The 22,349-nt window shown below is 61.4% G+C and carries 18 protein-coding genes; 3 read left to right on the forward strand and 15 right to left on the reverse strand.

Annotated features, from left to right (window positions below; all coding sequences use genetic code 11):
- Nucleotides 1-697: 697 nt before the first annotated feature.
- From ACVHNU_RS02120 to plsB, 4 genes are all read right to left on the reverse strand, one after another.
- The gene (locus tag ACVHNU_RS02120; RefSeq protein ID WP_473018910.1) at nucleotides 698-1,387 is read right to left on the reverse strand and encodes a DUF4197 domain-containing protein; all 690 of its coding nucleotides are present in this window, start codon (nucleotides 1,385-1,387) and stop codon (nucleotides 698-700) included.
- 21 nt (nucleotides 1,388-1,408) lie between these two features.
- Nucleotides 1,409-1,807: a YbaY family lipoprotein gene (locus ACVHNU_RS02125; RefSeq protein WP_003222082.1), complete on the reverse strand. Its 399-nt coding sequence runs from the start codon at nucleotides 1,805-1,807 to the stop codon at nucleotides 1,409-1,411.
- 51 nt (nucleotides 1,808-1,858) lie between these two features.
- Complete coding sequence (locus ACVHNU_RS02130; RefSeq protein WP_473018911.1) at nucleotides 1,859-2,545, reverse strand: hypothetical protein; 687 nt, start codon at nucleotides 2,543-2,545, stop codon at nucleotides 1,859-1,861.
- Between the two features lie 97 nt (nucleotides 2,546-2,642).
- Nucleotides 2,643-5,141: a glycerol-3-phosphate 1-O-acyltransferase PlsB gene (gene plsB / locus ACVHNU_RS02135; protein WP_473018912.1), complete on the reverse strand. Its 2,499-nt coding sequence runs from the start codon at nucleotides 5,139-5,141 to the stop codon at nucleotides 2,643-2,645.
- Nucleotides 5,142-5,378: 237 nt separating this feature from the next.
- On the opposite strand from plsB, the gene ACVHNU_RS02140 reads away from it, so the two are divergent.
- A complete protein-coding gene (locus ACVHNU_RS02140) occupies nucleotides 5,379-5,588 on the forward strand; it encodes a cold-shock protein (protein ID WP_003222087.1) in 210 nt (69 codons plus the stop codon).
- Between the two features lie 154 nt (nucleotides 5,589-5,742).
- Here ACVHNU_RS02140 and ACVHNU_RS02145 read toward each other — a convergent pair whose 3' ends face one another.
- From ACVHNU_RS02145 to ACVHNU_RS02160, 4 genes are all read right to left on the reverse strand, one after another.
- Nucleotides 5,743-6,120, reverse strand: coding sequence for a hypothetical protein (locus tag ACVHNU_RS02145; protein WP_473018913.1), 378 nt, complete (start codon nucleotides 6,118-6,120; stop codon nucleotides 5,743-5,745).
- 75 nt (nucleotides 6,121-6,195) lie between these two features.
- The gene (locus ACVHNU_RS02150; RefSeq protein ID WP_473018914.1) at nucleotides 6,196-7,005 is read right to left on the reverse strand and encodes a putative RNA methyltransferase; all 810 of its coding nucleotides are present in this window, start codon (nucleotides 7,003-7,005) and stop codon (nucleotides 6,196-6,198) included.
- On the reverse strand, nucleotides 7,005-8,156 hold the full coding sequence (gene dapE, locus ACVHNU_RS02155) for a succinyl-diaminopimelate desuccinylase (RefSeq protein ID WP_225137696.1): 1,152 nt from the start codon (nucleotides 8,154-8,156) through the stop codon (nucleotides 7,005-7,007). The genes ACVHNU_RS02150 and dapE overlap by 1 nt, the downstream gene beginning before the upstream one ends.
- Before the next feature lie 238 nt (nucleotides 8,157-8,394).
- Nucleotides 8,395-10,986 carry a glycosyltransferase gene (locus ACVHNU_RS02160; protein ID WP_473018915.1) on the reverse strand — a complete coding sequence of 864 codons (2,592 nt, stop codon included), beginning with the start codon at nucleotides 10,984-10,986 and terminating at the stop codon, nucleotides 8,395-8,397.
- A 382-nt stretch (nucleotides 10,987-11,368) separates the two neighbouring features.
- Between ACVHNU_RS02160 and tcdA the strand changes: the two genes are divergently transcribed.
- Nucleotides 11,369-12,187, forward strand: a complete 819-nt coding sequence (gene tcdA, locus ACVHNU_RS02165; protein WP_102355646.1) for a tRNA cyclic N6-threonylcarbamoyladenosine(37) synthase TcdA — start codon at nucleotides 11,369-11,371, stop codon at nucleotides 12,185-12,187.
- 99 nt (nucleotides 12,188-12,286) lie between these two features.
- Here tcdA and ACVHNU_RS02170 read toward each other — a convergent pair whose 3' ends face one another.
- The 4 genes from ACVHNU_RS02170 to ACVHNU_RS02185 all read right to left on the reverse strand — a co-directional run bounded on the left by ACVHNU_RS02170 (nucleotide 12,287) and on the right by ACVHNU_RS02185 (nucleotide 15,473).
- Nucleotides 12,287-12,691: a SufE family protein gene (locus tag ACVHNU_RS02170; RefSeq protein ID WP_473018916.1), complete on the reverse strand. Its 405-nt coding sequence runs from the start codon at nucleotides 12,689-12,691 to the stop codon at nucleotides 12,287-12,289.
- Nucleotides 12,688-13,893: an aminotransferase class V-fold PLP-dependent enzyme gene (locus tag ACVHNU_RS02175; protein WP_473018917.1), complete on the reverse strand. Its 1,206-nt coding sequence runs from the start codon at nucleotides 13,891-13,893 to the stop codon at nucleotides 12,688-12,690. Before ACVHNU_RS02175 ends, ACVHNU_RS02170 begins: the two co-directional genes overlap by 4 nt.
- A 150-nt stretch (nucleotides 13,894-14,043) precedes the next feature.
- Nucleotides 14,044-15,078: a 2,3,4,5-tetrahydropyridine-2,6-dicarboxylate N-succinyltransferase gene (gene dapD / locus ACVHNU_RS02180; protein ID WP_473018918.1), complete on the reverse strand. Its 1,035-nt coding sequence runs from the start codon at nucleotides 15,076-15,078 to the stop codon at nucleotides 14,044-14,046.
- 32 nt (nucleotides 15,079-15,110) lie between these two features.
- On the reverse strand, nucleotides 15,111-15,473 hold the full coding sequence (locus ACVHNU_RS02185) for an ArsC family reductase (protein WP_003222107.1): 363 nt from the start codon (nucleotides 15,471-15,473) through the stop codon (nucleotides 15,111-15,113).
- A gap of 293 nt (nucleotides 15,474-15,766) precedes the next feature.
- Here ACVHNU_RS02185 and ACVHNU_RS02190 point away from each other — a divergent pair, with 293 nt between their 5' ends.
- Nucleotides 15,767-17,398, forward strand: a complete 1,632-nt coding sequence (locus ACVHNU_RS02190; protein ID WP_201135694.1) for a Na+/H+ antiporter — start codon at nucleotides 15,767-15,769, stop codon at nucleotides 17,396-17,398.
- Nucleotides 17,399-17,413: 15 nt separating this feature from the next.
- Here the strand turns inward: ACVHNU_RS02190 and ACVHNU_RS02195 are convergent, their stop codons facing one another.
- From ACVHNU_RS02195 to ACVHNU_RS02205, 3 genes are all read right to left on the reverse strand, one after another.
- The gene (locus tag ACVHNU_RS02195; protein WP_473018919.1) at nucleotides 17,414-18,061 is read right to left on the reverse strand and encodes a zinc metalloprotease; all 648 of its coding nucleotides are present in this window, start codon (nucleotides 18,059-18,061) and stop codon (nucleotides 17,414-17,416) included.
- Between the two features lie 261 nt (nucleotides 18,062-18,322).
- On the reverse strand, nucleotides 18,323-19,522 hold the full coding sequence (gene dapC / locus ACVHNU_RS02200) for a succinyldiaminopimelate transaminase (RefSeq protein WP_473018920.1): 1,200 nt from the start codon (nucleotides 19,520-19,522) through the stop codon (nucleotides 18,323-18,325).
- A 121-nt stretch (nucleotides 19,523-19,643) separates the two neighbouring features.
- Nucleotides 19,644-22,346, reverse strand: coding sequence for a [protein-PII] uridylyltransferase (locus ACVHNU_RS02205; RefSeq protein WP_473018921.1), 2,703 nt, complete (start codon nucleotides 22,344-22,346; stop codon nucleotides 19,644-19,646).
- Nucleotides 22,347-22,349: the final 3 nt, after the last annotated feature.

The raw sequence follows: 22,349 nt of genomic DNA on the forward strand, positions 1-22,349 counted from the left end.
CCTTCGTTGCGGGGTTCATCCGGGGGCATCGCCTCCGGTTTGCTTCGCTGCACCTCCTCTCGATGCATTTGGCTTCGCCAAACGGTCGCTGCGCTCCCACCCCCGGATAAACCCCTCCACTCAGCCTGCCGAAGGGGCCGGCACGGCAAGATCAAGAGCTGCAGCCGAGCTTGCGCTCATCCTGTTGAGTGGTGAAAAGCATGTGGTCGGCTTTTGCTTTTCTGTAGGAGTGAGCCTGCTCGCGATGGCGGCCTGACAGCCGACCAATCTCCAACTACCTGCACCCAATCCAAATGTGGGAGCTGGCTTGCCAGCGATAGCGGCCTACGAGCCGACCAATCTCCAACTGCCTGCACCCAATCCAAAATGTGGGAGCTGGCTTGCCAGCGATGGCGGCCTATGAGCCGATCAATCTCCAACTGCCTGCACCCAATCCCATTGTTGGAGTGAGCCTGCTCGCGATGGCGGCCTGACAGCCGACCAATCTCCAACTGCCTGCACCCAATCCAACTGTGGGAGCGGGCTTGCTCGCGAAGAGGCCCCCTCAGCCCCCCTACCTCTTTGGTCTGTTTAAAAATCGCTCGCTGAGCTCTCGGTTAACCGCGTCCTCGATCAGGTCGATCCGCAAGGCTGACCCACAATAAAAAGCCCGCTGACCTTCACAGGTTCAGCGGGCTTTTTCGTGCCGCGGCAAAAATTACAAGGTGCCGAACACTTTCTTCGCCAGACCCGTCGCTGCAGCGGCGGGATTCTTGCGGATGGTTTCTTCCTGTTTGCCGATCATTTCGAACAGGCCGTTCAGCGCTTGTTCGGTGACGTAGTTTTCGACGTTGGCGCTTTTCGCATCCACTACGCCCAGGGTCGCGGCCTGGCCGGCGAAGGCGTTGTACTTTTGTGCTACGCCGACTTTGTCGGTGGCTTGTTTGACGATGGGCAGGAACTTGGCGCGGATTTGTTCGCGGCTGGTTTTGTCCAGGTATTGGGTGGCCGAGTCGTTGCCGCCGCTGAGGATGCCCTTGGCGTCGGCCACGGTCATTTTCTTCACGGCGTCGACGAGGATCGGCTGGGCCTGGGTCACAGCGGTTTCCGCAGCCTTGTTCATCGCGGTTTCGAGTTCTTCGACCTGGGCGCCCATGCCGAAGGCTTTCATTTTGCCGGCGACTTTGCTGAGTTTGCCCGGCAGTTCGATTTTCACTTCCGGGTTGTTGCTGAAGCCGCCCGGGGTGCCGAGTTGTTTGACGGCGATTTGCGCGCCTTGGGTCAGGGCATCCTTGAGGCCGCCGGTGGCGTCTTGTTGCGAGAGGTCGCTGAGCGACAGTGCCAGGGCGCTGGCAGAGATCATCAGGCCCGCGCACAGGCCGGCGAAGCGAAGGGTAGGGCGGAGCATGGCAGCTTCCTTGAAAGACAATTAGCGAATGGCGTCGACGCGGATTTTCAGCGGCTGCGGATCGTTGCCGTCCAGTTGCACGGCGTGGTTCTCGGTGGTGATGAACATCAGCTCGCCGTTGACTTCGATGCGCGCGCTGACCGAGTAGCGGTGGCCGGGTTTGACCTGGGCCGGATCGTAACTCAAGTGGAACGGCAGTGGCACCTGGCCTTTGACCGGGCCTTTCTGTTCGTCGAGGACCACCGCCGGGGCGTCGGCCAGCGATACGTCCTGCAGGCTCACGCTCAGGGTCGCGCTCGGTGGCAGGGCGATGCGTTGCAGGTAGAACACTTCGCCATCGAGGCCGACCTTGCCGGCGGGGGTGGTCGACTGGCAGGCGCTCAACAGGGTGGCTGCGGCGAGGAGGGTGAGTTTTTTCATTGGGGACCTCTGAGACGTTTGCGCCGGAAGAATCCCGGCGCCGAAGGAAATCTAGCGGATTTTGGCGTCAGCGTCAGTGAACAAACGTAAGGGTTTTTCCAGCCAATGCATCAGGGCCTGAAATGACCACGCCTGTTGTTCGCGTGTGACAGGGGACAGTTCGATCGATCCCGGCGAAACCGGAACCGCTTGGTGGTAGCGGTTTTCAACGGCGCTCAGCACATAACGTTTGCCAGGGATGACACTGTCGGGATCGTATTTCAGATAAAACGAAGTGGCGGTCTGTTCGTCATGGTTGACGCTTACCAGTTCAACTTGCGGCTGCTCGAGTTCATGCAATCTGATGGTCACGGCTTCTTCAGCCGGGACCGTCGTGGGTTCCTGTACTTCGACATAAAGTTGCCCGATCGGGCTCAAGTGCAAGGTCTGGCGATGCGGCGCCTTGTTGACGGTGACGAAGTAGTCCAGCTCGATCAGCAACGGTTGGCGGTTGTGGAGCATCTGGACATTGACCTGATACTTCACGCCCACATCGCTGTAAGGGTGGGGAAAGTCAAACTTCCATCCGGCGTCATAGAGCGAAGCATGGCGCCAGTCCTTGATCGTGACGGGCGCAGCAGAGTTGAGGCGTTTGACGCTGACCCGCGTTTCGCTGATGCCGCCCTGTGGGGCAACAAAGTCCGCTGGCAGACTGAAGTTCAAAGTGACGCTGGGGGGGGGCTGATTTAACAGGCTCATCTCGATATCCGTATCGTGATTGGTTGATGGCGCCTATTAATTCATGAATCAACTAACGGGGCCATTGCAGTGCGTCCCCGTTAGTTGTCGGCAAGTTTCAGACTTGCGGTGCATCCGCTGTTTCGGCGGCATCTTCACTGCGATGCAGGGCTACCTGACGAATCGACAAACGAATCTCCGCCGGCAATACGCGTTTGGCCGCGCCTTCGGCCAGTTCGCCGAGCAGTTCGTGGTAGCTCAGCTTGCCGGCTTCGTCGCGCCGCAGTACGTCGAGGTCGAGCAGGGTCTGGATGAAGTGACGGAACAGGCTCTTGTCGAAGAACTCCGGGGCGTTCAAACCGTGGAGGATCGACAGGCGCTGAGCCATCACGGTGCAGAGGTCTTCCAGCTCTTCGGCGCTGATGCTGTGCTGGCCGCTGTTGAGCAGCAAGGACACGGTCATGTAGAAGCGCTGCAGGGTCTGGGCGATGCTTTTCGACAGCAGGGTCAGCAGCACAAAGTGCCGTGAACTTGGCGCCGGACGCATATACACGTCCTTCTCGAAGCGCAGCAGGCCTTGCTCCACGAACGCTTCCAGCCATTGATCGACCACGGCGTCGAGTTCGTCCAGGCTCCAGCGAATGAACAGCTCCGCCTGCAAGTACGGATACAACGCGCGGGTGTAGCGCAGGATCTGTTCGCGGCTCATGCGCGAGGTGCTCTGGAAGAAGCTCGCCAGCAGCGCCGGCAGGGCGAAGATGTGCAGCACGTTGTTGCGGTAGTAGGTCATCAGGACGGCGTTCTGCTCGTCCAGATAGAGAATCTTGCCCAGCGCATCGTTCTGCTCGGACAGCAGATCCATATCCTTCACGTGTTCGATCAGCGCACGCCCATCGCCTTCCGGCAGGGTCGTGTGTGGCGAGTACGGGACTTTGCGCAGCAGCGCCAGATACAGATCCAGCACCCGCGCCATCGCCCGATCGTCCAGCGCCAGGCGAGTGGTCGAGAGCAGTGCCAGCGCCACCAGATTGACCGGGTTGATCGCCGCCGCTTCGTTCAGGTGCTGTGCGACTTTCTCGCCGAGGCGATTGGTGGCTTCGTTGAGCCACGCCGGTTTGTACTGCGGCCCGAGTTCCTGTTGGCGCCAATCCGGCTGTTCGCTGTCGAGGAACTCCGCGAGTTTGATCGGCTCGCCGAAGTTCACCGCGACCTGACCGAAGCGCTGCTTGAGCGCGCCGATGACTTTGAAGATGTCGAAGATCGACTCTTTCTTCTTGCTCGCGCCGCGCAGTTCGCCAAGGTAAGTACGACCTTCAAGTACGCGCTCGTAACCGATGTACACCGGCACGAAGACGATCGGCATGCGCGACGAGCGCAGGAAGCTGCGCATCGTGATCGCGAGCATCCCGGTTTTCGGTTGCAGCATGCGCCCGGTGCGCGAGCGGCCGCCCTCGACGAAGTATTCGACCGGGAAGCCTTTGGTGAACAGGGTGTGCAGGTATTCGTTGAACACCGAGGTGTACAGCGGATTGCCCTTGAACGTCCGGCGCATGAAGAACGCGCCGCCACGCCGCAGCAGGCTGCCGATCACTGGCATGTTGAGGTTGATCCCGGCGGCGATGTGCGGCGGGGTCAGGCCGTTGCGGAACAGCAGGTACGAAAGCAGCAGGTAGTCGATGTGGCTGCGGTGGCACGGCACGTAGATCACTTCGTGACCCTGAGCGACCTGCTGCACGCCTTCGATGTGGTTGACCTTGATCCCGTCGTAGATCTTGTTCCAGAACCAGCTCAGCACCACTTCGAGGAAGCGGATCGCGGTGTAGGTGTAGTCCGAGGCGATCTCGTTGCCGTAGCGCAACGCCTGGGCCTTGGCTTTTTCCAGAGAGATGTTCTCGCGCTCGGCCTCTTCAACGATCGCTTGCTTGACCAGTGGCTGGTTGAGCAAGCCCTTGACCAGATTGCGCCGGTGGGAAATGTCCGGGCCGATCACCGCGGCTTTGAGGTTGCGGAAATGCACGCGCAGGATGCGCTGGGCCATGCGCACGGTGCGCTCGTGGCCCTTGTTGTGGTCGATCAGTTCGCGCAGGTGGATTGGCGCTGAGAACTGCACGCGAGTCTTGCGCCCGAGGACGATGATGCTCAGCAGCCGGCGCAAACGCCCGGTGACCGCCCAGCTGTCGGCGAACAGCAGCTTCCACGGGCTGTTTTCGCTGTCCGGCGACTGGCCCCAGAACACGCTGACCGGAATGATCTGCGCGTCTTCGGCGGCGTTCTGGGTCAGGGCGCTGACCAGGCGGGTCAGGGTCGGCGGTGCGCCGCGCTTGTCTTGACGGCCGAGCCAGTCCGGGTCCGGCGTCAGGTAGAAAAACGCCGCCGGTTCGATCAACGGCCCGACCGACACCGGCAGCACCGGACGCGGCAGGCCGGCCTTGGTGCACTCGGTGTCGACTACTGCCAGATCGGTGAGCGAGGGATTTTGCAGGACGTAGAACACCGGACGACTGCGGTCGAGGTTGAGGGTGAACGACGACTGGTTGATCGTCTCCGAGCGAACCCAGAGATACAACAGTCGGCGCAAGGTGCCAAACACAAGACGGCGGAACGGGGAACGGGTCATACGGCTTCTGCGTGAGTGAATAAAACCGAGCAACTGCTCGGGCGGTCGACAGTTTGCCGTATTCGCCGAAAATCGGCAAAAAAGCGGCGAAGTAAACTCCTGTTGAGAGTTTTCGTGCCTGTCATATACTCGGCAATCTGTCGCCGGGGCCCTTTATGGACGTCGGGCGCAGTCTGACGTTCCGCAAAGGCTTTCCTGCGAAAAGCCTGTTCAATAATAAAAAAGGAGTATGAACAGATGGCAACACGTGAAACCGGCAATGTGAAGTGGTTCAACGACGCCAAGGGCTACGGCTTCATTCAGCGCGACGACGGCGTGGACGTGTTCGTGCACTACCGCGCGATTCGCGGTGAAGGGCATCGCTCGCTGACTGAAGGTCAGCAGGTTGAATATGCGGTGGTGACGGGGGAGAAGGGGTTGCAGGCTGAGGATGTGGTAGGTCTGTAATACAACGCTCCAAAACACCCCAAAACCACTGTGGGAGCGGGCTTGCTCGCGAATGCGTCGTGTCATTCAGCATATCTGTAGCTGATACACCGCATTCGTCGGAACGCCGCCCGGAGCAAGCCCGCTCCCACATTTGGATCTGTGTTGACTGCGATTAAGCGGTCTTCCAGGTGATCTCTTCTTCACCGTCTTCGCTGATGCGAATCCAGCGATCCGCCGTCTCTTCGCCTTCTTCCTCGACCCACGTGCCCGGTGCGCAACGTACTTCGACGTTCAGGGCGACAAAGGCTGCGCGGGCGCAGGCGATGTCGTCGTCCCATGGGGTCGCATCGCTTTCCAGGTACAGGCTGTTCCATTTGCCCACGGCTTTCGGCAGCCAGGTCACCGGCACATTGCCGGCCTTGCATTTGTAGGTCTGGCCTTTCTGTACCCAGTCGCTGCACGGGCCCAGGGCTGCGCCGAGCCAGGCGGAAATCGCCTTGTGGTCGACGTCGGCGTCTTTCAGGTAAATCTCGATATCCGGTTGGCGCATGGATGTCCTCACTGCGGGTCTGAAAAATCCATTCGCGGATTTAGCCGGCCCCGGGCACTTGCCCGAGACCAAAAGTTATTGAAGAACGAAATAATCGTAGCGCATCGACACGGTGGTCACGAACGGCTCGGCCTGTTCGATCACTGCGGCGCGGCGTTCGGCACTGGCGCGCCAGCCGTGGGGGGTCATCGCCAACAGGTTGGCGCGATCCTCGGGCTTGTCCAGCGTCAGTTTGAATTCCAGGGTTTCGCTGTGCGCCAGCGCCATGCCTTCCGGCACCAGGGCCAGATGCTTGTCGTCGGTGTATTCGCGCACTTCGTCGTACAGGCGTTCGCGCAGTTCCATCAGGTGGCCGCTGGTCGGGCCGACCTTCATCAGGCCGCCGCCGACGCTGAGCAGGCGCTTGGCTTCTGCCCAGTCCAGCGGACTGAAAACGCTGGCGAGAAACTGGCAACTGCCCGACACCAATGGCACGCGGGCCATACTGGCGATCAACCAAGTGATTGCCGGATTACGCTTGCAGGCGCGTTTCACCGCCTCGCGGGAGATGTCCAGCGCGTAGCCATCGGCTTCCGGCAGGGCCTCGGCGATCTGTGTGGTGTAGTAACCCTCGCCGCAACCGATGTCGACCCAGCGTGCCGGCGCATAACCTGCCGCCAGTTCGGCCAGACGCTTGGCCACCGGCGCGTAATGCCCGGCGTTCAGGAAGTCGCGGCGCGCCTCGACCATCGCCTGATTGTCGCCAGGGTCGCGACTGTTCTTGTGCTGCACCGGCAACAGGTTCAGGTAGCCCTGACGCGCACGGTCGAAGCGGTGGCCGGCGGGGCAGACCACGCCGTTGTCGACGCTGTTCAGCGGTTCACTGCAGATCGGGCACGCGAGCATCAGGCGAGCAACTTGATCAGGGTCTGGTAGTAGATCTCGGTCAGCACGTCGAGATCGGCCGCCAGCACACGCTCGTTGACCTGGTGAATGGTCGCGTTGACCGGGCCCAGCTCAACCACTTGCGTGCCCATGGTCGCGATGAAACGGCCATCGGAGGTACCGCCGCTGGTCGACGCCTTGGTCTCGCGGCCGGTGATGTCCTTGATGCTCGACGACACCGCGTCGAGCAGCGCGCCCGGCTCGGTGAGGAACGGCAGGCCGGACAGCGCCCAGTCGATGTGCCAATCCAGGTTGTGTTTGTCGAGGATGTCGGCCACGCGTTTCTGCAGGCCTTCGACGGTGGATTCGGTGGAGAAGCGGAAGTTGAACACCGCCACCAGATCACCCGGGATCACGTTGGTCGCGCCGGTGCCGGAGTTGAGGTTGGAAATCTGGAAACTGGTCGGCGGGAAGAAATCGTTGCCGTGATCCCAGTGCTCGGCGGCCAGTTCGGCCAGCGCCGGGGCGGCGAGGTGGATCGGGTTCTTCGCCAGATGCGGGTAGGCCACGTGGCCCTGCACGCCGCGCACGGTGAGCTTGGCGCCGAGCGAGCCGCGACGGCCGTTTTTCACCACGTCACCGACCAGCGTGGTGCTCGACGGTTCGCCGACGATGCACCAGTCCAGACGCTCCTTGCGCGCCACCAGACGTTCCACCACCGCTTTGGTGCCGTGGTGCGCCGGGCCTTCTTCGTCGCTGGTGATCAGGAACGCGACCTTGCCCTTGTGGTTCGGGTAGTCGGCGACAAAGCGCTCGGCGGCGACGGTCATCGACGCCAGGCTGCCTTTCATGTCGGCCGCGCCGCGACCGCAGAGCATGCCGTGTTCATCGATCACGGCGTTGAACGGTTCGATCTGCCAGGCAGTCACCGGACCGGTCGGCACCACGTCGGTGTGGCCGGCGAAGCACAGCACCGGGCCGTCGTCGTTGCCGTGGGTGGCCCAGAAGTTGTCCACGTCCTCGATGCGCATCGGCTCCAGGGTGAAACCGGCATCGCCCAGGCGCTGCATCATCTGCTTCTGGCAATCGGCGTCGACCGGCGTCACGGACGGACGGCGGATCAGGTCGATGGCGAGTTGGAGGGTCGGCGAAAGGTCGGCGTGGGCCGTCATGGAAAACTCCGGAGTCATGAATGTGGGCTGGGGCCACTGTGGGAGCGAGCTTGCTCGCGAAAGCGGTGTATCAGGCAACTTAAGGGTTGAATGTTACAAAGCCTTCGCGAGCAAGCTCGCTCCCACAGGGATTGGGTTCGGTCGGTTACACCGCGTATCCCGCCAAGCCCTGCAAAATGGCGGTTATCTTAAAGCAAAACGGCGACCATTGGCCGCCGTTTAGTGGATCAAAGAGGAATTAGACGACAGGCGCCGGTTCAGGCGCTGTCGCAGGTTTTGGCAGCGACGAGAGGAACGCCATGATCAGCGCGGCCAGGTATGGCAGCGACTGCACCAGCAGCATCGCCACCCAGAAGCGCATGTCGTTGCTCGGAATGCCCTGCACCAGGTAGATCCCCAGCGCCGCGCCCCACAACAGCAGCATGATGAACAGCTCTTCGCGCGCTTCGGAAATCGCCACCCAGAAGCCATGGTTGTCGGCATTTTTCGGCGTGCGGAAGAACGGGATGCTGCTGGTGAAGAAACCGTACAGCACCGCTTTGGCGATGGTGTGCGACAACGCCAGGCCAGCCAGTGCGGCGCAGAACGCATCCTTGAGGTTCACGCCCACGGCGCGACGGTAGAGGAAGATGATCTTGCCGACCTTGAACACGAACAGCGCCAGTGGCGGGATTGCGAAGATCAGCAGCGGCGGATCGACCCGTTGCGGCACGATGATCATCGCCGCCGACCACAGCAGGGCGCCGACGGTGAAGAAGATGTTCATGCCGTCCGCGACCCATGGCAACCAGCCCGCGAGGAAGTGGTAACGCTGGCCACGGGTCAGCTCGGTGTCCTTGCCGCGCAGCAGGCTGCGGGTGTGGCGCTTGATGATCTGGATCGCGCCGTAGGCCCAGCGGAAACGCTGCTTCTTGAAGTCGATGAAGGTGTCCGGCATCAGACCCTTGCCGTAACTGTCGTGGTAATACGCCGCCGACAGGCCTTTCTCGAACACGCGCAGACCCAGCTCGGCGTCTTCACAGATGCACCAGTCGGCCCAGCCCAGCTCTTCCAGAACCGAACGGCGGGTCATGGTCATGGTGCCGTGCTGGATGATCGCGTCGCGATCGTTGCGGGTGACCATGCCGATGTGGAAGAAACCTTTGTATTCGGCGTAGCAGAGCTTCTTGAAGGTGCTTTCGTTCTGGTCGCGATAGTCCTGCGGCGACTGCACCACGGCGATTTTCGGATCGGCGAAGTGCGGCACCATGTGCTTGAGCCAGTTCGGATGCACGCAGTAGTCGGAGTCGATCACCGCGATCACTTCGGCGTCCTTGGCGGTATGCGGAATCAGGTAGTTCAGCGCGCCGCCCTTGAAACCGGCCAGGGGCGAAACGTGGAAGAACTTGAAACGCGGGCCGAGGGTTGCGCAGTAGTCGCGCACCGGTTCCCACACGGCTGGGTCTTTGGTGTTGTTGTCGATGATCAGGACTTCATAGTCCGGGTAATCGAGGGCGGCCAGGGCGTCGAGGGTCTGTTTGACCATCTCCGGCGGCTCGTTGTAGCACGGTACGTGGATCGAGACTTTCGGTCTGTAGTCCGAGTCGCCCACCACCGGCAGGAATTCACGCCGGCGCTTGTGGGTCCAGACCGCCTCGGCCAGTTCATGCGCCTCGGTCAGCAACACGGTAAACACCCCGAGCGCACCCAGCGCCAGCAGGAAACCCACCGTCAGGCTGAACCACGTGCTGTATTGCTGGCTGTAGTCGTAACCGATCCACACCAGCACCGAACCGCAAAGGAACGCGATAAAGGTCAGGAAGGTGCGGCCACGCTGGCGCAGGGCCGAGCCGTCGATCATCAGCAGGGTCAGCGACAGCAGTGCCAGCACCACCGAACCGATGGCCAGCACGCGCCATTGCGGGATGGCGACGACCGGGCCTTCGAAGTTGAATTTCTGCTGGCGCGCGGCGTTGAACACGCCCCAGTAGGCGCCCACCGAACCTTCGTCACTGGCCTTCCACGGCTGGTCGAACGCTTCGATCACGAAGTAGTTGAAGCCTTGGCGGTTGAGCTTGTTGACCAGCGTGCGCAGGTAGATCGCCTGATCCGCCGGCGACGCGTCGGCGCCACCGCGCATGCGACCGTTGCTCGGCCAGCCGACTTCGGACAGCAGCAGCGGCTTTTTCGGGAACAGCTTTTTCAGGTCACGGGCACGGTCGAAGACGAACTGCCCGGCCTTGTCGACCGGGATGAATTCCCAGTACGGCAGGACGTGCGCAGCGATCAGGTCGACGTGCTTGGCCAGTTCCGGGTGTTCTTCCCAGACGTGCCACTGCTCGGAGGTGGTCACCGGCACTTTCACCGCCGCGCGCACCCGATCCAGCAGCACGCTCAGTTGCTCGGCAGTGATTTCCTTGCGGAAAATCGCCTCGTTACCGACCACCACACGAACCACGCTGCGCGAGGTGTTGGCCAGTTCGATGGCGCGCTGGATTTCCCGCTCGTTGCGTTCCTGATCGGGGCTGATCCAGATCCCGAGGGTCACGCGCAGACCGAACTCTTCCGCCAGTTTCGGGATGTCCTGCAACGAACCGTCGACCGAGTAGATGCGGATGTTGTCCGTCAGCTTGCTCATGATCTCCAGGTCGCGGCGCATTTCGTCGTCAGTCGGATACTGATCCTTCTGCGGGAATTGGCCCTGCTGGAATGGCGAATAGGAAAAACCGGAGATCTGTTCCGGCCAGTTGGGCGCGGAGACCGGGCGGTTGATCAGCGCCCAGAAACCGGTGAACAGGGCGGCGATTGCCAGAACCACCACCAGGTTGAGACCAAATTTACGCGATGACATAGCTATTTCGGGTTCCAAAGGCTGTGGAACGAAGGAACGGATCGGCTTACGCCAAAAGGGCGCGAATCCTACACCGGCAGTTCACTGCTCGTACACCGGGCAGGAAAATGCCCGACATTGGGCAGTCCAACCTGATTTAAGTTCTTTAGTAACAGCTTGTAAGAGAAAACTTTGTTATTCAGTTATAGCAATTCCCGTGGCGAGGGAGCTTGCTCCCGCTGGGTCGCGAAGCGGCCCTTCAAAAAGCGGCCTGCTTCGCAGTCCAGCGGGAGCAAGCTCCCTCGCCACAAGAGTTGGGCCAAACGGCTGTTTTCACCGTTCATAGCGTCAAAGATGCTCTTGGCCGCCGACGGCCCTATAATGCGCGCCGGTTTTTGGGGTAATGGTCATGAGTACAGAAGATCCGCGGTTTGCAGGCATCGCCCGTTTGTATGGCATCGAGGGCCTTGAGCGCCTGCGTGCGGCCCATGTGGCGATTGTCGGCGTCGGTGGCGTCGGTTCCTGGGCGGCGGAAGCCATGGCCCGCTGTGGCGTCGGTGAGATTTCGCTGTTCGACCTCGACGACGTCTGCGTCAGCAACGCCAACCGCCAGTTGCATGCGCTGGACAGCACCGTCGGCAAACCCAAGGTCGAAGTGATGGCCGAGCGCCTGCGCGGGATCAATCCGGATTGTACGGTGCATGCGGTGGCGGACTTCGTGACGCGCGACACCATGGCCGAGTACATCACGCCGAACATCGACTGCGTGATCGACTGCATCGACGCGGTCAACGCCAAGGCTGCACTGATCGCCTGGTGCAAACGCCGCAAGATTCAGATCATCACCACGGGCGGTGCGGGTGGGCAGATCGATCCGACGCTGATTCAGGTCTGCGACCTCAACCGGACCTTCAACGATCCGCTGGCTTCGAAAGTGCGCTCGACCCTGCGCCGCGACTACGGTTTCTCGCGCACCGTGACCCGCCATTACAGCGTGCCGTGCGTGTTCTCCACTGAACAGCTGCGCTATCCGAAACCGGACGGCAGCATCTGCTTGCAGAAGAGTTTTGTCGGCGACGGCGTGAAGCTCGACTGCGCCGGCGGGTTTGGCGCGGTGATGATGGTCACGGCGACGTTCGGCATGGTCGCGGCGACCAAGGCTGTGGACAAGATTGTGGCGGGTGTGCGGCGGCCGGCGGATCGCATCAAACCTCAGGTCTGAGGTTGTCAGTGATGGCCTCTTCGCGAGCAAGCCCGCTCCCACGTTGGATCTGTGGCGTTCACAAATCCCCTGTGGGAGCGGGCTTGCTCGCGAAGGCGATCAGCCTGCCAACTCATTCATGCGCTTGAGCACGGCATTCAAGCCATTACTGCGCGACGGCGACAATTGCCGCGACAGCCCCAGTTGATTGAACCAGTCGGGCAAATCCACCTGCTGCAACTCGGCAGCGCTCAAACCGTTGACCCGCAACAGCAGCAACGCCACCAACCCGCGAATCATCCGCGCATCGCTGGCAGCGCTGAATTGCCAGTGGCCGTCCTGCAATTCCCCCACCAGCCACATCTGACTTTCACAGCCATGCACGCGGTTGGCCTCGCATTTGTCCGCGTCATCCAGCGGCGGCAGACGATCGCCAAACTGCATCAGCAACCGTGCGCGCTGTTCCCAGCCGGCAGCATTCTGAAAGGTCTGCAGCGCTTCGGCAGCGGCGAGCGGCAGGTTCATCGCAGCAACTCCAGGGCCTGATCCAGCGCTTCGAAGAAACGCTCCAGATCCTCGGAGTCGTTGTACAGCGCCAGCGACACGCGGATCGCCCCGGCCAGCTCAAAGTTTTTCAGCAACGGCATGGCGCAGTGATGCCCGGCGCGCACGGCGATGCCTTGCTCGGTCAGCAGATGCGCCAGATCGGCGTTGTGCACACCCTCGACGACAAAACTCGCCAGCGCCAGTTGCGGCTTGCCGAGCAGACGAATGCCGTTGCGCGCGGCCAGGCCTTGCAGCAGATAGGCGTGCAGCGCCGCTTCGTGGGCCGACATCGCGTCCTGATCCAGCCCTGCCAGATAATCGAGAGTTGCGCCGAGGCCGATTACGCTGGCAATCGGCGGCGTACCAGCCTCGAAACCCAACGGGGCAGGGCGGAAGCGCGCATCGTGATAATTGGCTTCCAGCACCATTTCGCCGCCGAACTGCCACGGCTGCAGTTGCTCAAGCGCCTTGTTGCGCCCGAACAGCACACCGAGACCATCGGGGCCGTACAGTTTGTGGCTGGAAAACACGTAGAAGTCGCAACCCAGTGCCTGCACGTCGTGGCGACCATGCACCACACCTTGGGCGCCATCGACCACGGTCAGCGCGTTCTGCGCCTTGGCCATCGCCAGCAGCGCCGGCAGCGGTTGCCAGACGCCGAGCACGTTGGACAGCTGACTGACCGCCAGCAAACGGGTACGTGGGTTGATCAGACGCACAGCGGCGCCGAGGTCGATCACGCCGTCGGCGTCCAGCGGCAGGATCACCAGTTTCAGGTTCCGCCGTTGTGCCAGTTGCTGCCACGGCAGCAGGTTGGCGTGATGCTCCAGGGCGCTGATGACAATTTCATCGCCCGGTTGGAAAAGATGCTCAAGGCCATAGGCCAGGAGATTCAGCGCGCTGGTGGCGCCGTGGGTGAAGATGATCTGCCCGCTGTCACCGGCATTCAGCCACTGGGCAACTTTCAGCCGACTGTCTTCGAACGCCTGCGTCGCGTGGGCGCCGGGCAGATGCTGCGCACGATGCACATTGGCTGCGCCGTTGGCGTAGTAGTGCGCTAGCGCGTCGAGCAGGGCCTGGGGTTTTTGCGTGGTGGCGGCGTTGTCCAGATAGGTCTGGTCTTGCCGTTGCAGGGCGGCGATGGCCGGAAAATCGGCGCGCCAGGGGGAGGGAATCATCATAGGTTCAGCCCTGTGAACTTGGGCGGGGTGTACACCGAACCTTGTGGGAGCGGGCTTGCTCGCGAAAGCGGCGTGTCAGTCGAAATCAATGGTGACTGACGCACCGCCTTCGCGAGCAAGCCCGCTCCCACAGGGGGATTGGGTGGCTGCTTAGTTGTGAGCGTGCAGCGCTTCGTTCAGCTCGATCGCCGATTTGTGGGTTTTGCACTCCACGGCACCGGTTTCCGAGTTGCGACGGAACAACAGGTCGGTCTGACCGGCCAGTTCACGCGCCTTCACCACCTTGACCAGGTTGTTGTGCTCGTCCAGCAGCGCCACCTTGGTGCCGGCGGTCACGTACAGGCCCGACTCGACGGTGTTGCGGTCGCCCAACGGAATACCGATACCGGCGTTGGCGCCGATCAGGCAGCCTTCGCCGACCTTGATCACGATGTTGCCGCCACCCGACAGGGTGCCCATGGTCGAGCAGCCGCCGCCCAGGTCCGAACCCTTGCCGACGAACACGCCAGCGGACACGCGGCCTTCGATCATGCCCGGGCCTTCGGTGCCGGCGTTGAAGTTGATGAAGCCTTCGTGCATCACGGTGGTGCCTTCGCCCACGTAAGCGCCCAGACGCAGACGTGCCGCGTCAGCGATACGCACGCCGGCCGGCACCACGTAGTCGGTCATTTTCGGGAACTTGTCCACCGAGAACACTTCCAGCAGCTCGCCGCGCAGACGCGCTTCGAGTTGCATTTCGGCCAGTTCGCTCAGGTCGATTGCGCCCTGGCTGGTCCATGCCACGTTCGGCAGCAGCGGGAAAATCCCGGCCAGGCTTACGCCGTGCGGCTTGGCCAGACGATGCGACAGCAGGTGCAGCTTGAGGTAGGCCTCAGGCGTCGAGGTCAGTTGTGCGTCTTCGGCCAGCAGGGTGGCGACCAGCGGCTTGTGGCTCTCGGCCAGACGGGTCAGCAGTTTGCCTTGAACGGCGTCGATGCCTTTGACCGCTTCAGCCAGTTGCGCAGCTTGCGCGGTGGTGAAGGTGATGGCCTGGTTGCCTTCGGTGTAACCGAGAATCGGCGCCACGGCGGCGACCAGTTCGGCCGACGGATTGAGCAGTGGCTGAGCGTAGAACACTTCCAGCCACGCGCCTTGACGGTTCTGAGTGCCGACACCAAAGGCGATGCTGAACAGAGAGTTGGACATGTGAATACCTCTAGCAATAAGTGACGGGCTGCTTACTTGAGTGCGGCCGCGTAGATGTCTGGCTTGAAGCCAATCAGGGTTCGGTCACCGAGATCGAGCACCGGGCGCTTGATCATCGAGGGTTGAGCGAGCATCAGTTCGATGGCTTTCGACTGGTCGAGATCGGCTTTACGTTCGTCGTCGAGTTTGCGAAAGGTCGTGCCTGCACGGTTCAACACCGTTTGCCAGCCGTGCTCGTCACACCATTGGGTCAGGTGCTCACGGTCGATACCGGCGGTTTTGTAATCGTGGAAGTCGTAGCTGACAGCGTGTTCATCGAGCCAGGTGCGCGCCTTCTTCATGGTGTCGCAGGCTTTGATGCCGAAAAGGTGCAACGTTTTACTTGAAACGGTCAAGGAATCGCCCCCTTTACAGGTGCTGGAAAAAAATGGTGTCGGATTATGCCATGACCAAACGGTTTCGCGGCGCCCGGCTTCATTGGGCAATGCAAAACCCTGTGGGAGCGAGCTTGCTCGCGAAGGGGCCGTGTCAGTCAAAATCTCTGTTAATGACACACCGTATTCGCGAGCAAGCTCGCTCCCACATTGGAATGGCGTTGCGGGCGTGCGACATAGGTGCAACGGTCAGACGCATCCTAAGCGGCTAATATGGCAGTTCAACGCTGTCGATTGTCTGAGATTTCCGCTTTATGCAAACCGCTTATACCGTCCTGATCCTGCTGATGCTGGTCAGCGTCTCCCGGCTGGTCGGACGGGTCATCCCGCTGCCGCTACCCCTCGTGCAAATCGCCGCCGGTGCCTTGCTGGCCTGGCCGACACTGGGCCTGCACGTGGCGCTGGATCCGGAACTGTTCCTGTTTCTGTTCCTGCCGCCGCTGCTGTTTTCCGACGGCTGGCGCATGCCCAAACGCGAATTCTGGCATTTGCGTGGGCCGATCCTGACGCTGGCGGTGGGCCTGGTGCTGTTCACCGTGGTCGGCGCCGGGTACTTCATTCACTGGCTGTTGCCGAGCATTCCGCTGCCGGTAGCCTTCGCGCTGGCCGCCGTGCTGTCGCCGACCGACGCCGTGGCCGTCTCGGCGATCTCGCAGAATCGTTTGCCGACGCCGCTGATGCACATGTTGCAGGGCGAGGCGCTGATGAATGACGCCTCGGGTCTGGTGACGTTCAAGTTTGCCCTCGTCGCGGCAGTGACCGGGGTGTTCTCGCTGGCCAACGCCAGCCTGACCTTCGTGCTGGTGGCGGTCGGCGGGCTGGCGGTCGGTGTCGCGCTGAGCTGGCTGGTCGGGCGTTTGCGCGCATGGATGATTGCCCGTGGCTGGGACGATCCGGCCACCCATGTGGTGTTCATGTTGCTATTGCCGTTCGCCGCTTATGTACTGGCCGAGCGACTGGGTGCATCGGGGATTCTTTCGGCCGTCGCGGCGGGGATGATGCAGAGCTGGCTCGATCTGTTGCCACGGCAGACCAGCACCCGTCTGCTCAACCGTAGCGTCTGGTCATTGCTGGAGTTCGCCTTCAACGGTCTGATCTTCCTGCTGCTGGGCCTGCAATTGCCGGACATCATCAAAGCCGTGGTCAGCCACGAACCGACGTTGTGGCCGACCCTGCTGTATCGCGGCCTCGACGTGGTGGCGATTTTCCTCGCGCTGGTGCTGCTGCGCTTTATCTGGGTGCAGAGCATCTGGCGTTTGTCGGTGCTGCTGCGGCGGTTGCGCGGCAAGGGTGACCTGACGCAAGTACCCACGGCGCGCTCCTGCTGGTTGCTGACCGTTGGCGGTGTGCGCGGCGCGGTGACGCTGGCCGGTGTGATGTCGGTGCCGATGTTGATGGGGGCTGAGGCGTTTCCCGAGCGTGATCTGCTGATCTTTATTGCCGCCGGGGTGATCCTGTTGTCGCTGATTGTGGCGTGCATCGCCTTGCCGTTGCTGTTGCGCGGTATCGAAAAAAGTCCGGACGACAAGCGTCGTCAGGAAGTGCGCGATGCCTGGCGCAAGACCGCCGAAGCAGCGATCCATGCGTTGGAAACCGAAGAAGTTGCGCCGCAGGATGCCGCGCAGGCGGCGCTCTCGGCTGAACTCAAGGCGCGGATCATGTCCGAATATCGGCATCAGCTTGAGGTGTTCAACGATTCGGCTGAAGCCCAGGCGCTGGCGTTCCAGATGGATCTGCTGGAACGCCGTTTGCGCTTGAAGGCACTGCGCGCGCAGCGCCTGGAGTTGTATAGCCTGAGCCGTCATCACCAGATTGGTGATGACGTGCTCAGAGAAGTATTGGGCGAACTTGATTTGAGCGAGGCGAATCTGGGGCAGGTCAAATAGCCTGAGGGGGTAAGTTCACTCACACACCGGGTAAGGATAAGCGTTCGACATGAAGATTTTGTCCTGTTCGCTGAGATCCAGATTAATGAAGAGCTGGAAGTCCCCGAGGGTCCAGGACTGCTTGATGCGGTAGTGCATGATCGACGTTCGATCGTACGCCGAATAGATGCTTTCGTCGGGATTGCCGCGATCAAAGTACCAGTCGTGCAGGCGTTTGCGTGTCACGCTGGCCCGGTAGTCGTCTTCTTCCGGGTTGGCAGTTAATTCATGTTCCTCATAAATGGCTGGCATGTCCCAGGGGATGTTTGCCGTGGGGTTGGTTTGCTCATGCTCTGCGCCAAGCATGTGGCCGAACTCGTGCATTACATTGGCTGCGAAGTAACGTGCGCTGTCGGCTGGGTGGGGCCAGAGTCTCATGGTCGGCTCATCGGGGAATAACCGGGCATCGGTACCAATAAATGAAGAAAACGTTCCTTCCTGGCTGAGTATGCGGATATCGCCCGCTTCACCTTCGACGAAATCAAACTTCAAGTTAATGTGCGGCAACCAGTTGCTGGCGGCGGCGATGGTTGCGTCCTTGAATTCTTGCGTGCCATTGAGGAAGGCGATGCGAAGTGTGCAGCCGGGTGTCCAGAATTTCGCCGGATTGTTTTTAGCCCACATGTTTCTGAAACTCCCGAGCGTGTTTCAGAGGCCGGGATATCTGCGTGCTTTCAGATTTTCTGCGTGGGTGAAGCCATGTTGAGTGCATAACTGAACATCCATGTTTTCATTCTTCAGGTTTAACTTGTCGGGTTGCTTGGTGTTCCCGGCAAGTCGCTTTGAATGAGGGATGCTAGTGACTGAACTTGAGTGGGTAAATTGAATATGTGTGCGGTTTTATGACGGGTTACCGTGCCAGCAGAACTGGCACGGTAAAGGTGCTTATGACTGGCGAGCGACGAACGCGCGAATCCGCTCTGCGGCCTCGACACACTCGGCCAGTGGCGCGACGAGCGCCATGCGCACACGCCCGGCACCCGGATTGACGCCGTCCACATCTCGCGACAAATACGAGCCCGGCACCACGGTCACGTGTTCCTGTTCGAACAGGTCGCGGCAGAAGGCGGCATCGTCGCCGGCCACGTTCGGCCACAGGTAGAAGCTGCCGTCCGGACGCTGCACATCCATCACCGGGCTGAGAATTGCCAGGACTGCGTCAAACTTCTCGCGGTACAGCGCACGGTTGGCGCGTACATGCACTTCATCATTCCACGCGGCAACGCTGGCCAGTTGGGTTTGCACCGGCATCGCGCAGCCGTGGTAGGTGCGGTACAGCAGGAAGCCCTTGAGGATATCGGCGTCACCGGCGACGAAACCGGAGCGCAGGCCCGGCAGGTTGGAACGCTTGGACAGGCTGTGGAACACCACGCAACGCTTGAAGTCCTTGCGGCCCAGTTCGACGCAGGCGCTGAGCAGGCCTGGCGGCGGGGTCTGTTCGTCGAAGTACAGTTCGCTGTAGCACTCGTCGGCGGCGATCACGAAGTCGTATTCGTCGGCCAGGGCGATGAGTTTTTTCAGCACGTCGACCGGGATCAGTGCGCCGGTCGGGTTGCCCGGCGAGCACAGGAACAGGATCTGGCAGCGTTTCCAGATGTCCGGCGAGACCGCATCGAAATCCGGGTTGAAGCCGTTTTCGTCCAGGCATGGCAGGTAGTGCGGCTTGGCCCCGGCGAGGAACGCTGCGCCTTCGTAGATCTGATAGAACGGGTTCGGGCTGACCACCAGCGCATCGTCGCCACGGTTGACCACGGTCTGGGTGAAGGCGAACAGCGCTTCGCGGGTACCGTTGACCGGCAGCACATTGCGCGCCGGATCAATCCAGCCGCTTGGCACGCCGAAGCGACGTTCGCACCAGCCGGCGATGGCTTCGCGCAGGGCCGGGATGCCAAGGGTGGTCGGATACACTGCCATCTGATCCAGATTGTTCGCCAGCGCTTCGGCGACAAAGCTTGGCGAGCGGTGTTTCGGCTCGCCGATCGACAGGGCGATCGGGCGTTTGTCCGGGTTCGGCGTGACCGTGCCAAGCAGGGCGCGGAGCTTTTCGAACGGGTAGGGCTGGAGCTGGTTCAGAGCTTTGTTCATGGGGGCCTCGTTCAATGTGGGAGCGGGCTTGCTCGCGAAAGCGGTGTGTCATTGAATGATGTGTTGCCTGACACACCGCTTTCGCGAGCAAGCCCGCTCCCACAGGGGGGAAGTTGCTGGATCAAATACTGATGCGCGAAAGCTTGATATCCGGTTCGTGATTGACGCTCAGTTGCTCGACGATTGCGTCCTGCAAGCGGCTGCACAGCAGCGGGTCGGAGAGCGGCTGGTTGTGGGCGTCGGTGATGAAGAACACGTCTTCCACGCGTTCGCCCAGGGTCGCAATCTTGGCGTTCTGCAGCGACAGGTCGAACTCGAGGAAGATCCCGCCGATCCGCGCCAGCAGGCCCGGGCGGTCAGGAGCGGTGAGTTCCAGCACCGTCACCGGACGCTGGGCGTCGTTGTGGATCGTCACCTGCGGCGCGAAGGCGAAGTGCTTGAGCTGGCGCGGCACCCGGCGCTGGATGATCGTCGGGTAGTCGTCGGGGTTGCGCAGGGCTTCGGTCAGACCGTCGCGAATCTGTTTGACCCGCGCCGGGTTGTCGCCGATCGAGTCGCCGTCGGTGTCGAGCACGATGTAGGTGTCGAGGGTGAACTGGCTGCTCGAGGTGATGACCCGGGCGTCGTGAATGTTCAGGTTGAGCTGGTCCATCGCGGCCACGGTCACGGCGAAGAAATCGTGCTGATCCGGGGCATAGATGAAGATCTGCGTGCCGCCCTCGAATTCGCGTTGGGTGGTTTCCTTGATCAGCACCAGCGGACCGCCATCGGCCGGCTGCTGCAGGATCGCGTCACTGTGCCAGGCCACGTCGCCGGCGGTATGACGGAGGAAATAGTCATCGCCCAACTGCGCCCACAACTGCTCGACGTCGTCCGGGTCGGTGCCGCCGCGCACCAGAATGTCCAGTGCCGCGCTCTGGGTCTGGCGGATCTGCTCTTCGCGATCCACCGGGTTTTCCAGGCCACGGCGCAGGGCGCGTTTGGTCTCGGTGTAGAGCTGGCGCAACAGGCTCGCGCGCCATGAGTTCCACAGGGTCGGGTTGGTCGCGTTGATGTCGGCCACGGTCAGCACATACAGATAGTCCAGACGGGTTTCGTCGCTGACGATCTGGGCGAAATCGTGGATCACCTGCGGATCGGACAGATCCTTGCGCTGTGCGGTGGTCGACATCACCAGGTGGTTCTGCACCAGCCAGACGATCAGGCGGCTGTCCCACACCGGCAACTGATGGCGCTGACAGAACGCTTCGGCATCGACCGCGCCGATGTCCGAATGATCGCCATGCCGGCCCTTGCCGATGTCGTGGTACAGACCGGCCATGTAGATGAGTTCGGGCTTGGGCAGTTTGGCCATGAGTTTGGCCGCCAGCGGGAATTTTTCCGACACCTGGCTGTACTGCAACTTACGCAGGTGTTTGATCAGGTTCAGGGTGTGCGCATCGACCGTATAGATGTGGAACAGGTCATGCTGCATCTGTCCGACGATAAAGCCGAACTCCGGCAGGTAACGCCCGAGAATGCCGTAACGGTTCATCCGCCGCAGGTTGCGATGGATGCCGATCTTGCACTTGAACAGCTCGATGAACAGGCTGGTATTGCGGATGTCGTTGCGGAAATTGTCGTCGATCAGATGCCGGTTTTCCCGCAGCAGACGAATGGTGTCGGCGCGCACGCCTTTGATTTCCGGCTGCTGGGCCATCAGCACGAAGATCTCGAGCATGGCGAACGGCGTGCGGCGGAACACGTTGTCGTTACGTGCTTCGATGTAGCCGTCGTGCAACTGGAAACGCGAGTTGATCGGCTGCGGCGGTGCTTCGTCTTCCGGGGCGAGGATCACTTCCTCGAAGTGCTGGATGATCAGGTCGCTGAGCTGAGCGATGCTCATGACCACGCGGAAGTACTGCTGCATGAAATTTTCGACGGCCTGTTTGGCGTCGTCACCTTCAAAGCCCAACAGGCCGGCAATGGTTCGTTGATGGTCGAACAGCAGGCGGTCTTCCGAACGGCCGGCGAGCATGTGCAGGGCGTAACGGACTTTCCAGAGGAATTCCTGGGAGGAGGCCAGCAGCGCGTTTTCGCTCTCGACCAGGAAACCCTCGCCGGCGAGGGCGCGCAGGTTCAGGGTGCCGTACTGACGCCGGGCCACCCACAGAATCGTCTGGATATCCCGCAGGCCGCCGGGCGAACCTTTGACGTTGGGTTCCAGGTTGTATTCGGTGTCGTTGTACTTGTGGTGGCGGGCCTTCTGCTCGGCGCGCTTGGCCAGGAAGAACTCCTTGGCCGGCCACATGTGTGCGGTGCTGGTGACATCGAGCATGCGCTGGCGCAGACGCTCGGGGCCGCAAATGGTGCGGCTTTCCATGAGGTTGGTGACCACGGTCAGGTCGGCGCGGGCTTCTTCGGCGCATTCGTCGACCGAACGCACGCTCTGCCCGACCTCCAGACCGATGTCCCACAGCAGGGTCAGAAAACGCTCGATGGAATCGCGGAAAACTTCGTGGTCGGCGCTGTCCAGCAGGATCAGCAGGTCGATGTCGGAATACGGGTGCAACTCACCACGGCCGTAGCCGCCGACCGCGACCAGCGCGATGTCGGCGTCTTCGCTCCAGTTGAACTGCTCCCAGGCTTTTTGCAGGATGTTGTCGACGAACCAGGCACGGTCTTCGATCAGCCGGCGGATGTCGCGGCCGCTGCGAAAACGCGTGTCGAGGACCTCGCGAGCCTGGCGGATCGCCTTCTTGAACGCCGCAATGGGACTCGCTTTCAGGGCCAGTTCAGCCTGGAACTGGCCGCGGTCGAACAGTTCGGGATCCACCTGCGGCATCGA

This window comes from Pseudomonas sp. Ors-4-3C, assembly GCF_055755035.1.

Bases quoted from the DNA above. Each gene is read 5' to 3' on its own strand.
- ACVHNU_RS02120 (WP_473018910.1), bottom strand. From the start codon at position 1,387: ATGCTCCGCCCTACCCTTCGCTTCGCCGGCCTGTGCGCGGGCCTGATG.
- ACVHNU_RS02125 (WP_003222082.1), bottom strand. From the start codon at position 1,807: ATGAAAAAACTCACCCTCCTCGCCGCAGCCACCCTGTTGAGCGCCTGC.
- ACVHNU_RS02130 (WP_473018911.1), bottom strand. From the start codon at position 2,545: ATGAGCCTGTTAAATCAGCCCCCCCCCAGCGTCACTTTGAACTTCAGT.
- plsB (WP_473018912.1), bottom strand. From the start codon at position 5,141: ATGACCCGTTCCCCGTTCCGCCGTCTTGTGTTTGGCACCTTGCGCCGA.
- ACVHNU_RS02140 (WP_003222087.1), top strand. From the start codon at position 5,379: ATGGCAACACGTGAAACCGGCAATGTGAAGTGGTTCAACGACGCCAAG.
- ACVHNU_RS02145 (WP_473018913.1), bottom strand. From the start codon at position 6,120: ATGCGCCAACCGGATATCGAGATTTACCTGAAAGACGCCGACGTCGAC.
- ACVHNU_RS02150 (WP_473018914.1), bottom strand. From the start codon at position 7,005: ATGCTCGCGTGCCCGATCTGCAGTGAACCGCTGAACAGCGTCGACAAC.
- dapE (WP_225137696.1), bottom strand. From the start codon at position 8,156: ATGACGGCCCACGCCGACCTTTCGCCGACCCTCCAACTCGCCATCGAC.
- ACVHNU_RS02160 (WP_473018915.1), bottom strand. From the start codon at position 10,986: ATGTCATCGCGTAAATTTGGTCTCAACCTGGTGGTGGTTCTGGCAATC.
- tcdA (WP_102355646.1), top strand. From the start codon at position 11,369: ATGGTCATGAGTACAGAAGATCCGCGGTTTGCAGGCATCGCCCGTTTG.
- ACVHNU_RS02170 (WP_473018916.1), bottom strand. From the start codon at position 12,691: ATGAACCTGCCGCTCGCCGCTGCCGAAGCGCTGCAGACCTTTCAGAAT.
- ACVHNU_RS02175 (WP_473018917.1), bottom strand. From the start codon at position 13,893: ATGATGATTCCCTCCCCCTGGCGCGCCGATTTTCCGGCCATCGCCGCC.
- dapD (WP_473018918.1), bottom strand. From the start codon at position 15,078: ATGTCCAACTCTCTGTTCAGCATCGCCTTTGGTGTCGGCACTCAGAAC.
- ACVHNU_RS02190 (WP_201135694.1), top strand. From the start codon at position 15,767: ATGCAAACCGCTTATACCGTCCTGATCCTGCTGATGCTGGTCAGCGTC.
- ACVHNU_RS02195 (WP_473018919.1), bottom strand. From the start codon at position 18,061: ATGTGGGCTAAAAACAATCCGGCGAAATTCTGGACACCCGGCTGCACA.
- dapC (WP_473018920.1), bottom strand. From the start codon at position 19,522: ATGAACAAAGCTCTGAACCAGCTCCAGCCCTACCCGTTCGAAAAGCTC.
- ACVHNU_RS02205 (WP_473018921.1), bottom strand. From the start codon at position 22,346: ATGCCGCAGGTGGATCCCGAACTGTTCGACCGCGGCCAGTTCCAGGCT.